This is a genomic window from Neobacillus sp. PS3-40 (assembly GCF_030915485.1).
GTDB lineage: Bacteria > Bacillota > Bacilli > Bacillales > Cytobacillaceae > JAUZPL01.
In genome coordinates this window covers 2,268,627-2,281,665 of the sequence record NZ_CP133266.1, presented here as the reverse complement: position 1 = coordinate 2,281,665, position 13,039 = coordinate 2,268,627, and the positions used below count along the sequence as shown (strand labels likewise).

Genomic DNA, 13,039 nt, shown 5'->3' with positions numbered 1-13,039 from the left:
TAATCTTACTATTGACAAAATATTTGAATGTTACTAATATTATTAAATAATAGTTACCTCTGTTAGAAAATTTAATAATTAGCAAGCTATGATTGCTATGGATAACACTATAGCAGGAGCAGTTTCTGGAGAGACCGCATGAATATTTTGCGGCGCCGAAGGGTTCACAATCTCAGGCAAAAGGACAGAAGAGTACTGAATATTTATTTGTCATGCTGAAATTGTTGGCGGAACAAATACTATTTATTATTCTTATGACCATGAGATTGGAGACTATCCAATCTCTTTTTTTATTGGTTTTAAATTATTACATAATTCATTTAGGGGGAAATAAGATTGGCAAAGCAAGAATTAAAGAGGGATTTAGCAAATAGGCACGTTCAACTAATTGCAATTGGCGGAACCATAGGTACCGGATTATTCTTAGGGTCCGGTAAAGCCATACAGCTGGCGGGACCATCCATCATACTAGCTTATTTAATTGTAGGTACCGCCTGTTTTTTCGTTATGAGGGCTCTGGGGGAACTCTTGCTGTCTAAAGCGGGCTATCAATCTTTTACAGACATTGCGGAAGACTATCTTGGGCCACGTGCAGCGTTTGTAACCGGATGGACATATTGGTTTTGTTGGATTATGACTGCAATGGCTGATGTTATTGCTGTTGGTGTATATGTACGATATTGGTTCCATATCCAGCAATGGATACCTGCAATTATCTGCTTGATCATTTTATTAGGACTTAATCTATTAACTGTAAAAGTTTTTGGAGAATTGGAATTCTGGTTTGCTTTAGTAAAGGTAATAACCATACTTGCATTAATCGGTATTGGGGTCATTTTGCTAGTAATTGGATTTAAGACAAATTCAGGGACAGTTTCTTTTAAAAACCTTTGGGTTCATGGCGGACTTTTTCCAAATGGAATTTCGGGTTTCTTACTTTCATTTCAAATGGTTGTATTTGCATTTGTGGGTGTGGAATTGGTAGGTGTATCGGCAGCTGAAACATCCAATCCAGAAAAAAACATCCCATCGGCAATAAATAAAATTCCTTTAAGAATTCTCTTTTTCTACGTGGGTGCGCTGATCATCCTTTTATGCATCAACCCTTGGACGGAACTAAATGCAGCTGAAAGCCCTTTTGTCAAAACGTTTAGTTTAGTGGGGATTCCAATTGCAGCAGGAATTATTAATTTTGTCGTCTTAACTTCCGCTGCTTCTGCTTGTAACAGTGGGATGTTTTCAACAAGCCGAATCTTATATAATTTAAGCAATAATAACCAGGGGCCATCTAATTTTGCAAAATTGAATAAAAATCATGTACCAGGAAACGCGTTACTGATATCTACTCTTGTTCTATCAGGGGGAGCTCTTTTGAGCAAACTTATTCCGGAACAAGCTTTTGGAATTGTAACAACCATTAGTGCTATTTGTTTTATTTGGGTTTGGGGTGTCATTCTAATTTGTCATTTAAGGTATAAGAAAACACGTCAGGACTTACAGGCAAAATCAAAATTCAAAGCACCATTTACACCATTTATTAACTATGCTGTCCTAACGTTGTTTGTTGTCATTCTTATTATTATGCTGTTTGCTGAAGCTACAAGGCCTGCCCTTTTGTTGACACCCCTATGGTTTATTCTATTATTTGCTTTGCACGCTTATAGAAGAAAAAAAGAAAAAAATATAAAATTATCAGCATAGATTAACAACAATTGTGCTTTACTCCCACTATGCTAATATAAGTATGGTCCATTGGAAAACCGCCGCTTAAACAGGTGTGGTGAACCTTACCATAGGTAAATGAGGTTTTTATATCGAAGAAAGCCAATTCAAGAGTTTTTATTCTAGAATTGGCTTTTTTATATTAATCCATTAGTCTGAAGTTAATAACTTAAAAAAATTTATAAATTGGGTTTAAAGTATAATATACCGAATCAATTCTGGATAAAAACATCTAAATTAGCATGGAAGGCAAAGGAAAAGCCCTTGCGCGTAGCTATTAACCCCCAGCCTTCGTTTATGGCTTTAAAGTAATTCATCCTTAAGGGAGGATACTTCTTAGGAGAGAACCTATCAAGGGTACAGGCAAGCCCTCGCTCCGCTTGCCCTTGACAGAACGTCCCATGTGAAGAAAAAATAAGGTAGGATGAATCAATTAAGAAAAGAGCATAAAAAAAGGAGGATAGAAAAGTGGTTTCGAAACGACAAAAAGACATCGTGTTGTCTTTAATGAAGGCAAAAGAACCTGTTACAGCTGATTGGATTGCAAAAGAACTTGGTGTCAGTGACAGAACCATTCGCAACGAGATTAAAGAACTTCAATCACAATGCTCCTCCTCGTTAGGAATTATCATTAAGTCGGTTCGAGGAAAAGGATATCTATTAGATATAAAGGATTATGAAGTGTTTGAAAAGGAGTATAGTTCTAATGCGAATGAAGCAATAGATAAAAATAAATCAGATTTTTCCGAACAGGAAAATCGGGTTTTGTATATATTAAAACGATTCTTATTAGAAAAGGAACCAATCAAAATAGAAAGTCTTGAGGAGGATCTATTTGTTTCCAAGCCTAAGGTTCAAAATGACTTAAAAATTGTCCGTGAAATATTGGAAAGTTATCAATTGAAGTTAGTTACCAGACCGCATTATGGTGCGCAAGTTGATGGCGATGAATATATGAAACGGCTATGTTTATCAAATTATATTTTAAGCCGAAAAAGCAACTTAATCATTGAAAGTAATTCTTTTCAAGTTTTGGACGAAAAACTGTTTGAAAAGATAAAAGAAATCATCATAAAAAAAGTGAATGAATACAAAATTGAGATATCTGACATTGCACTCGAAAATTTGGCTACCCATATTACAATTGGGTGTAAGAGAATCAAAGAAGGTTTTGTCATTGAAAACCTCGAACACGATTTAACAGGACAATATCCCTTTGAAAAAATTGTTGCCAATGAAATTGTAAAAGAAGTTGAGGCGTTTACGAACTTTAAATTCCCGCAATGTGAAATTAATTATATTATTGTCCACTTGTTGGGGACAAAATTAATTCATAAGAATACGTTGAAAGAATTTAGTCAATTTGATGAGTTAGGCAGCATCATTCATTCCATGCTGGAGAGATTGAAAACCGAATTAAATTGGGATTTTCATGACGATGAAGAATTCATTCAATCGCTGACTTTGCATATTCGGCCAGCAATGAACCGGTTGCGCTATAACTTGAACATTCGCAATCCATTATTAAACGAAATTAAAAGGAAATATCCTAGCGCCTTTGAGGGTGCAGCCATTGCCAGCAGATGCATCGAGGAATATTTGGAGATTGAGGTAGGAGAACACGAGATTGCTTATATTGCATTGCACATAGGCGTGGCATTAGAAAGAATGAAGACAAGGCAGAAAAGGCCAAAACGGGTGATTGTAGTGTGTGCTTCTGGTGTTGGAAGTGCAAGACTATTGTATTATCGTTTGCAAAATGTATTTAAAGATGAAATCGATATTGTGGCTTCAACCAATTATTATCAATTAAAAGAATACGACCTATCCTCTATTGATTTTATTATTAGTACGATTCCAATAAAAGAAGATATAGTCGTTCCAGTACAAGTGGTTAACACATTTTTAGGAGAAGAAGATATTGAAAATATCAGGGAAGGTTTATCACCTGTAAAAAAGAATGAGGAACCGAGCTATTTAGATGAATCAAGAGTTTTTATTCACAAAGACTTTGAGGATAAAGAAAGCGTTATCCGTTTTTTATGCGAAGAATTATACAAACAAAAGCTTGTCTCCAAAGATTACGTAAATGCAGTGTTGGAAAGGGAGTCGCTCGCTCCAACCAGCTTTGGAAATCTTGTGGCCATCCCTCATCCACTTTCACCGGAGACAGAGGAAATATTTTGGACTATATGCACATTAAAGAAGCCCATCGAATGGACTGATAAACATTTGGTTCAATTTATCTGTTTGTTAAATATAAGAAAGGTACCTAATAATGATGATCTGGAAAGCATGTTTAAAAGGCTCTTGGCATTAATTGAAAACAGTGCAACAGTCAAAAAAATACTAAAGAGTAAGACTGCTGAAGAGATTATAAGGATTTTAAATGGTACTTAACTGAACTGAACTGAAACATTAACGGAAGATATGTATCTTTACAATGGAAAAAAGGCTGATATGGATCAATAACAAGACGATTGATTGCTACTAATGGAGAACAAATTTAATAGGGAATATGAGGGTATCCCAAAAGGGCTACCCCCTTTTAGTTTATGGGTATATTACCTGCTGATAATTTACATATCAAAAACTTTATTTTAAGTATCCATCCATTTTTCCGTTACGTAACGGAAAAATCGTTTCTGTAAAATTAAACGCTTTCAACATAAACTATAAGAGCAAGGTGATTAAAGCACTCTTAAAACAGTTGTCAAATTAAACAGTTTAGATTAATTGGCAAATTTTTTAAAAAAATAACTATTGATGATAATAGGAGGAATAAAAGATGAATATTTTATTATGTTGTGCAGCAGGAATGAGTACAAGCTTGCTAGTGACCAAAATGGAAAAATCAGCCCAAGAACAAGGTTTAGAAGGGAAAATTTGGGCGGTTCCAGCTAATCAAGTCAATCAACACATTGACAATGCTGATGTCCTTCTTTTAGGACCGCAAGTTAGATACTTGCTTTCAAATTTGAAAAAGTTAGGTGAAGAAAAAGGCATTCCAGTGGATGCAATCAATCAAGTCCACTACGGAATGTGTAATGGAGAAGAAGTTCTAAAAGCAGCTATAAATATGGTAAATAATAAATAATAAAAAAGGAGAAAAAGAAGATGGGTAAATTCAACAGACTACTAGAAGAGAAAGTCATGCCTGTTGCAGCAAAGATTGGTGCGCAAAGGCACTTAATGGCTCTTCGTGATGGCCTCATTGCCACTATGCCATTCATTATCATTGGTTCATTTTTCTTGATCCTGGCTAACTTGCCAATTCCAGGTTATGCTGATTGGATGACTTCTATTTTTGGTCCAAACTGGGCCGCTAAATTAAGTTATCCAGTAGATGCAACTTTCAATATCATGTCAATTATTGCAGCATTCGCGGTGGCTTACCGATTAGCAGAAAGCTATAAGCTTGACGCGATGAGTGCGGGTACTATTTCAGTTGCTGCTTTCATATTAACAACACCATTTAATTTCTTATTTACTCCAGCTGGAGCTAAAGCAGGAGTTATGGTAACCGGTGCTATTTCAAAGGCTTTCTTAAGCAGTAAAGGTTTATTCGTTGCATTGCTTATTGGAATACTAGCAACGGAAATTTATCGTTGGGTCGTCAAAAAAGATATTGTTATTAAAATGCCAGCAGGCGTACCGCCAAATGTTGGTAAATCATTTGCAGCTTTAATTCCAGGATTTATTGTTCTTCTTGTGGTTTGGGTAATACGTTTACTTGTTGAATTGACCCCTTATGAAAGTATCAACGGCTTAGTTACGACCCTTCTAGGTGACCCGCTAAAAATGGTAGGTCTTACTCTTGGAGGATCCATTGTTGCTGAATTATTCGTAACTATATTATGGTCTACTGGATTACACGGTACAAACATCGTTAAAAGTGTAATGGAACCAATTTGGTTTGGTGCTATGGGTGACAATATGACAGCATATCAAGCTGGTCAACCTCTACCACACATTGTTACACAACAATTCTGGGATAACTTCATCCACATCGGTGGAACGGGTGTAACATTTGGTTTAGTTCTTTCAATGGTATTGTTTGCTAAATCTCAACAAATGAAAAGTCTTGGTCGTTTGGCACTTGCTCCTGGTATCTTTAACATTAACGAGCCATTAATCTTTGGTTTGCCAATCGTGTTAAACCCAATCATGATCATTCCATTCGTCCTTACTTCAATAGTTACCGTGATTGTAACTTATCTTGGTATGGATATCGGATTGGTAGCAAAACCTACAGGTATTGCAGTCCCTTGGACAATGCCGCCAATTATCTCAGGATATCTTGCTTCTGGCGGACATGTTTCAGGTGCAATCATGAATTTAGTTAACATTGTTATTTCATTCTTAATTTATACTCCATTCTTCAAAATATATGATAACGCGAAGAAGAGAGAAGAAAATGCCATGAACGCGGGTAAAGGAAAAATATAATCACGTAGGAAAGTGAGGTGGGCATTAGTTTGACTAGTGCCTGTCTCTTTACATGTAATATGACAATAAAGGTCATTCGTCTTCTGATAGAATTGGAAAAATGATCTTTGGTGAGATGCTATAAAACTTCTAGAATTTAATATATACCCAATATTGACAGAAGAGGGGAATGTTCCCTTCCCGGAAAATCATTTGAAAGGTTGTTAATCATGAATAAAGAAGAACTTTACAATCTGGCATTTCAATTAATCCTTCATGCAGGGAATGCAAGAAGCTTGGCGATGGAAGCGATGCAGAAGGCTAAAGAAGGTAGTTTTGATGAAGCAGAAGCAAAACTAACCGAAGCAGATTCTGCTTTTAATGAAGCACATCATTTTCAAACTGACTTAATCCAAAAGGAAGCAGGCGGTGCGAAATTTGAGCTTTCACTTATTATAGTTCATGCACAAGACCATTTGATGAACGCAATGACCATTAAAGATTTGGCCGGAGAAATCATCGATTTGCATAAACTTATCAAAAAGGCCTGAAACAAAACCCTCCACCAGAATTGCCCAACTTATTTTGGGCTTTTTTTATTCAAATTAATTTTCACCATACTAATTCTTGCAATGATAGTTAGGGGAGAAATTTGTATTTGAATCCATAGTCTTTCTGAATTAAACAAATATAAAATGTGTAGTTTATGCTATTTAATCTGTTTAACATTTATTTTAATGCGTTTAGAAAGGAATGAACTTTAATGATAAAAACATTCCCAGAAAATTTTTTATGGGGTGGAGCTACAGCTGCTAACCAATATGAAGGTGGATACAATGAAGGCGGAAGAGGTCTTGCAACAAGCGACTTCATAACAAATGGTTCTGTAGACCGCCCAAGGAAAATTACAATCAAGTTAACAGATGGCACAAAAACAACGGTAAACCGGCGACCTACTGGGGACCCCAAAATTGATACCATACCAGAAGGCGCAACAGGCTATATTGATGAAACCGTTTATTATCCAAGTCATAAAGCTGTTGATTTTTACCACCATTTCAAAGAAGATATTGCCCTTTTTGGAGAAATGGGTTTGAAGTGTTTCCGTCTATCTCTTAGTTGGTCCCGCATTTTCCCAAAAGGTGGAATTGAAGGAGAACAACCAAATGAGGAAGGGTTAAAATTTTACGAAGATGTTTTTAAAGAGTGCAAAAAATATAATATCGAACCATTAGTCACTCTATATCATTTTGAAACCCCTGCTTATTTGGCTGATCATTTTAATGGTTGGGGCGGTCGTCAGACGATTGATTGTTTTTTAAAAATGTGTAAAGAGGTATTTACAAGATATAAGGATTTAGTTAAATATTGGATCACCATTAACGAAATTAATGTATTAAATGGTTACGCCTTTATGGGATCCAGGGAGGCTACCGCGCAGGTACGTTATCAAGCAAAGCATCATATGTTTGTTGCGAGTGCCCTTGCCAATAAACTTTGTCACGAGATCATTCAAGATGCAAAGATTGGTTGTATGGTTGCATTAAGCTGCATTTACCCGAAAGATTGTAAGCCGGAAACTATATTTGGAGCTTTGGATTATCGAAGAGGAGCTTTGATTTATTCTGATATTATGATGAGGGGATATTATCCATCTTACGCCGACCGCTTTTTTGAAGAGATGGGGGTAACTATAAAAAAAGAACCAGGGGATGACGAAATTATCAAGGCGTATCCCTCGGATTTTTTATCATTTAGTTTTTACCGTAGCAGTGTTTACCATACTGAAATCGTTCAGAATACCGATACCGGCGGACAAATGGGGGATGTAAATCCTTTCTTAGAAAAAACGGAGTGGGGTTGGGCTATTGACCCTGTTGGGCTAAGATACACCTTATCTGAACTTTATGACAGGTATCAAAAACCTCTCTTTATTGTTGAAAACGGAATGGGAACCATTGATAAACCGGATGAAAATGGATATGTGGAGGATGATTATCGGATCCAATATTTCCGAGATCATATTGCAGAAATGAAAAAGGCGGTTACTTTAGACGGTGTTGACTTAATGGGCTATACACCATGGGGTTGCATTGATTTAGTTTCAGCAGGAACTGGAGAGATGAAAAAACGGTATGGTTTTATTTATGTAGAAATGGATGACGAAGGAAATGGAACATTAAAAAGAACAAAGAAAAGATCATTTGATTGGTACAAGAAAGTGATAGCAACTAACGGAGAAGACCTTAGTTTTTCATTTAAATAGGCTCTTTTCTTAAACTTTGTTGCTAGTTGAAACTAAATTAGAATGGGATTCCAGTTTACCGATGAAAACCGTAGGAAGTTTTTAAGAAAAGAGCACGATACTATTGTTATTTCTGGTTTTTAGACTAGGTACGAAAAACAACAATCTATGCGAAAACAGCCTTTAAATAAAACTCATTGGAATACGGTTTTAATAGATGGTTCTCTCACCTAATCGGAATTGTTCAAAATGATTGATCATTCCTATGATTTGTTTTTTAAAGGATTTAAGAAAATAGAAATTCCAGTTAATCAACCATTGATTAAACTGGGAAATTTGAGGAAAAACCTTTGGAAGTAGGCGATTAAATGGACCAGCGCCATTATTTAGGAGTAGATATTGGCACGACAAGTACGAAGGCAGTTCTATTTAAGAAGGACGGAACAGTGGTAGGCATGCATCATGTAGAATATTCGCTATATAGCCCCTCTCCTACAGTAGCAGAACAAAATCCGGACGAAATATTGGCTGCTGTTGTAGAAACAATTAAAGTTGCCGTACAAAAAGGCGGGATTAAATCTGCAGATCTCGCACTTGTATCATTCAGTTCAGCTATGCACAGTGTTATTGCTGTTGATGAATGCGGCAAACCGCTAACTGGGTGTATTACTTGGGCTGACAGCAGGGCAACGGAATGGGCAGAGAAGATAAAAAATGAAATGAATGGACTAGCAATCTATATGAGGACAGGGACCCCCATTCATCCTATGTCACCGCTGGCGAAAATAGCTTGGCTGCGGACAGAACATCCTGATGTGTTCACTCGGGCTAGTAAATTTGTAGGTATAAAGGAATATATTTTCCATAAATTTTTTGGCCAATATGTGGTCGACCACTCTATAGCCTCAGCGATGGGGATGTTCAATTTAAAGAATCTGACATGGGATGAAGAAGCGTTAAGGGTTGCAGGAATTTCAAGGGAACAATTATCGGAGCCTGTTTCGACCACCTTTTACTTAAAAGGAATAGAAGAAGATTATGCTAATGAAATGGGTATTTCAACAGAAATACCATTTGTTGTAGGAGCGAGTGATGGTGTGTTGTCGAATCTCGGGGTTAATGCAATCGACCCGGGTGTTGTCGCTATTACGATTGGGACAAGCGGTGCAATCAGAACAGTTACGGATAAACCGGTTACAGACCATAAAGGCAGAATTTTCTGTTATGCATTAACTGAGAAGCATTGGGTTATTGGCGGACCTGTTAATAATGGGGGAATGACCTTCAGGTGGGTACGGGATGAACTCGCTTCTGCAGAAGTGGAGACAGCAAAACGCCTCGGGATCGATCCATATGAAGTGCTGACAAAAATCGCCTCCCGCGTTTCACCCGGCTCGGATGGGCTGATTTTTCTTCCATATCTTGCCGGAGAGCGGGCACCGCTTTGGAATGCCAACGCCAGAGGTTCATTCTTCGGTCTTGGGCTCCATCACAAACGGGAGCATATGATTAGAGCAGTGTTAGAAGGAGTGATCTTAAATCTTTATACCGTTCTTCTTGCCTTGCAAGAAATGATTGGTGTACCGAAGAAAATTCAGGCTACGGGGGGATTTGCAAGGTCAGAACTATGGCGCCAAATGATGGCAGATATTTTTAACCAAAAAGTGGTGGTACCTGAGAGCTTTGAAAGCTCTTGTCTGGGTGCCGTGGTTTTAGGAATGTATGCACTCGGGGAAATTGAAGACTTCTCCATCATGTCTGAATTAGTGGGTTCTACACATGAGCATGAGCCGCTTGAAGAAAATAGTGAAATTTATCAAGATCTAGTCAACATTTATATCCGTGTTTCACGATCTTTGGAAAATGAGTATGGGGAAATTGCTGACTTTCAAAAAAAATGGGTTAAATAAAACATTTAATAAAAAATGACAGTCCTGCATAGAGAATATTAAAGGACTGCTGCCAAAAAATATAAACCTCATGCCATCAGGAGGGGTGAACCTGGATAATGTTGCAGAATGGCTGCAAAAAGAAAGCTTTGCAGCAGGAATTGGAAGTGTGCTGACGACGGGCATTGAACCTGGTAATTATGAAGAAGTCGAGAAACGAGCAAAACAAATCTTTGAAAAAGTCAAAGATTTATAACCAAGTAGTCACATTGTCCACTTTAGAAAAATTAGTGTCGAATAATAGTGGAACCTAAATACACACTTTTAAAGTATTTTCACTTCGGTTTATAACTGTATTCCAAACGGATTAATTAAATTAGGCTTACGTGCAGAAAAACCTCATTTAGATACATTACAGTGAACCGTACCATAAATAGGTACGGTTATTTTACGCGCGAAAAGCTGAAATAGCTAGAGTTCAAATTTGAAATAAAGATTAGGATGTTTTAGTCAGTTAAATAGATTAGTGTGGTGTGCAAACGTATAGGTATGCATACCTTTTTACATTAAGAAGGTATATCAATTTAATGGATAGAATATAGATAATGAACCCATTCGTGGATAGAATTAATAATAGAAAATATTAATATCTCAGATAGAACATCAATATACCTATTAGTAATATGCTCATAAGAAGGAGGCTTAATATGAAGCAATTTTATATAAAGCAGAAGGTATTCAGTCTTAGTGGCAAATTTACAGTAAAGGATCAGCAGGAGAAGGATGTATATTACGTGGAGGGTAGTTTTATGCAAATTCCAAAGACTTTCTCCATTATGAATACAACAAGAGATGAAGTAGCACTCGTTACGAAAAAGGTGTTCAGCCTTTTACCGAAGTTTTTTGTTGAGGTGAATGGTCGGGAGGTATTAACGATTAAGAAGGAGCTTTCTTTCTTTAAAGCACGCTATACGATTGATGCGGCAGGCATTGAAGTGCATGGTAATTGGTGGGATATGGATTTTCAGGTATTGCAGTACGGTGAAGTTGTAGGTAAAGTGAGCAAGGAGTGGTTCACTTGGGGAGATAGCTACAAGGTTCAAGTATTGGATGAAGAAATGGAAACCATTATTATTGCAATCGTTGTTGCAATTGATTGTGTGAAGGCTGACGAAGGAGCTGCTTCCTCAGGAGCGACGACGTAACGTCGGAGCTAACGGGTTATAATAAAATATCGCTTAAATAGGCGGATAAGTTGGCAACTTTTTGAATAGTGAGGAAGCCTGCTTAAGAGGCCTTTTCTTTAGAGGTCAGAACAAGGAAATGCGACTTATTTCGTGATGGTGCACGGTATGTCTAGTGTATTTTCCGATTGCGATTGCACTAGCATTTTCTCTTTTAGTGCTCCTGTTTTTTAAATGTAAGAAGATCAAAACTTTGTAGACGGCCGTTTTACCCCTTTAGTATCTAAAGGGGTGATTTAGGTTAAGCTAGTTTTTTCGATACGTTTTGATGGTAGGAGGTGTATAAGATGAGAATTTTTCTAATAGCCCTGAAACGTCGCTGTCTACTAATACAGCATTTCTATACTGTGGTTGTAAAAACTGTTCGTTCTGCATATGGTCAAATAATGAAATGAGTAGATCATAATAATGGTTAACGTTTAAGATGCCACAAGGTTTTTGGTGCAAGCCAATTTGACTCCAAGTAAATACTTCAAAAAACTCTTCTAGTGTACCAGGGCCACCGGGTAATGCAATAAATCCATCCGCTAACTCCATCATTTTGCTTTTGCGCTCGTGCATGGAATTAACAATAATTAGCTCTGTCAAATGTTGATGAGAAATTTCTCGTTCTGCAAGTAATGTAGGGATTACACCGATGACTTTGCCTCCTTCTTGAAGTACAGTGTCTGCTAACGTTCCCATCACACCTATACTAGATCCACCATAAATTAATGTAATTTTGCGTTTGGCAAATTCTTTTCCTAAAAGAATAGCGCCTTGTCGATAAGCTTCAGATGCTCCAATACTTGATCCGCAAAAAACGGCAATACTCTTCATCTAACATGCCCCCCACATCGTGTGAATTCTAATGTTCTAGATTAGTATAATGAAATTTCGGAAAGAAATGGAGCTATTTGTTTATAGAAAATTTTTATTTTCCCTCTTAAGAACCCTGACATAATGCTGTCAGGGTTCTTGTTTTAATATTAGTTATGTAAGGTTGATTCACCGACAAGTGCTGCAAAGCTTGAATGATGGACTAATCTTCAAAAAAAAACTATTTAAAAAACAAGGAGAGATTGATCATGACAACAAATTTAATCCCCTTTTTAGAGATGAATGGAAAAGCCAAAGAAGCAATTGAACTTTACGTTAAAGGGCTGGATGCTGAAGTCGTCTCTACACTATTAGCTGGGGATGCACCGTGGAATGCTGAATCACAGATGTCGGTGGAAATGAAAGAATTAATCCAATTTGCTATATTGAAAGTCGGCGACTCAGAACTTCGACTTTCAGACTTTTTTACCGGCAGCTCCTATGAAAAGGGAGGCACGCAGATGACCATCTGCATTACAACTGAGGACAAAGCCAAGGCTACTCAATTCTATGAAGCGTTGAAACAGGATGGCTATGTTCACGAAGCATTGAAGGATTCTCCATTCAGCCCTGCGTATGCCACCGTAACGGATAAATTTGGGGTAACGTTCAAAATTCTTACCGTAGTACCTCGATAACCAACCAATACAGGT

General features: G+C 37.2%; 11 protein-coding genes and 1 riboswitch. Of the genes, 10 read left to right on the top strand and 1 reads right to left on the bottom strand.

Features of this window, described 5'->3' with window-relative positions; genetic code table 11:
- Nucleotides 1–115 precede the first annotated feature (115 nt).
- Nucleotides 116–198, top strand: a riboswitch (glycine riboswitch).
- A 138-nt stretch (nt 199–336) separates the two neighbouring features.
- The 9 genes from RCG20_RS11090 to RCG20_RS11050 all read left to right on the top strand — a co-directional run bounded on the left by RCG20_RS11090 (nt 337) and on the right by RCG20_RS11050 (nt 11,489).
- A complete protein-coding gene (locus RCG20_RS11090) occupies nt 337–1,701 on the top strand; it encodes an amino acid permease (protein ID WP_308180236.1) in 1,365 nt (454 codons plus the stop codon).
- A gap of 489 nt (nt 1,702–2,190) precedes the next feature.
- Nucleotides 2,191–4,122 carry a BglG family transcription antiterminator gene (locus tag RCG20_RS11085; protein ID WP_308180235.1) on the top strand — a complete coding sequence of 644 codons (1,932 nt, stop codon included), beginning with the start codon at nt 2,191–2,193 and terminating at the stop codon, nt 4,120–4,122.
- Between the two features lie 388 nt (nt 4,123–4,510).
- Nucleotides 4,511–4,819, top strand: coding sequence for a PTS sugar transporter subunit IIB (locus RCG20_RS11080; RefSeq protein ID WP_308180234.1), 309 nt, complete (start codon nt 4,511–4,513; stop codon nt 4,817–4,819).
- A 20-nt stretch (nt 4,820–4,839) separates the two neighbouring features.
- Nucleotides 4,840–6,171 (top strand): PTS cellobiose transporter subunit IIC, encoded by a 1,332-nt coding sequence (celB, locus tag RCG20_RS11075; RefSeq protein ID WP_308180233.1) that lies wholly within the window; start codon nt 4,840–4,842, stop codon nt 6,169–6,171.
- A gap of 209 nt (nt 6,172–6,380) precedes the next feature.
- Nucleotides 6,381–6,701, top strand: a complete 321-nt coding sequence (locus RCG20_RS11070) for a PTS sugar transporter subunit IIA (RefSeq protein ID WP_308180232.1) — start codon at nt 6,381–6,383, stop codon at nt 6,699–6,701.
- Nucleotides 6,702–6,913: 212 nt separating this feature from the next.
- Nucleotides 6,914–8,416, top strand: coding sequence for a family 1 glycosylhydrolase (locus RCG20_RS11065; protein WP_308180231.1), 1,503 nt, complete (start codon nt 6,914–6,916; stop codon nt 8,414–8,416).
- Nucleotides 8,417–8,763: 347 nt separating this feature from the next.
- Entirely contained in the window at nt 8,764–10,305 is a 1,542-nt protein-coding gene (gene gntK / locus RCG20_RS11060) for a gluconokinase (protein WP_308180230.1), read from the top strand.
- 85 nt (nt 10,306–10,390) lie between these two features.
- Nucleotides 10,391–10,540 carry a beta/alpha barrel domain-containing protein gene (locus RCG20_RS11055; protein WP_308180229.1) on the top strand — a complete coding sequence of 50 codons (150 nt, stop codon included), beginning with the start codon at nt 10,391–10,393 and terminating at the stop codon, nt 10,538–10,540.
- 451 nt (nt 10,541–10,991) lie between these two features.
- Entirely contained in the window at nt 10,992–11,489 is a 498-nt protein-coding gene (locus RCG20_RS11050; protein WP_308180228.1) for an LURP-one-related/scramblase family protein, read from the top strand.
- A 285-nt stretch (nt 11,490–11,774) separates the two neighbouring features.
- On the opposite strand, the gene RCG20_RS11045 is transcribed toward RCG20_RS11050, so the two are convergent.
- Nucleotides 11,775–12,347 (bottom strand): LOG family protein, encoded by a 573-nt coding sequence (locus RCG20_RS11045; RefSeq protein ID WP_308180227.1) that lies wholly within the window; start codon nt 12,345–12,347, stop codon nt 11,775–11,777.
- A gap of 248 nt (nt 12,348–12,595) precedes the next feature.
- Here RCG20_RS11045 and RCG20_RS11040 point away from each other — a divergent pair, with 248 nt between their 5' ends.
- Nucleotides 12,596–13,024 carry a VOC family protein gene (locus RCG20_RS11040; protein ID WP_308180226.1) on the top strand — a complete coding sequence of 143 codons (429 nt, stop codon included), beginning with the start codon at nt 12,596–12,598 and terminating at the stop codon, nt 13,022–13,024.
- Nucleotides 13,025–13,039 lie beyond the last annotated feature (15 nt).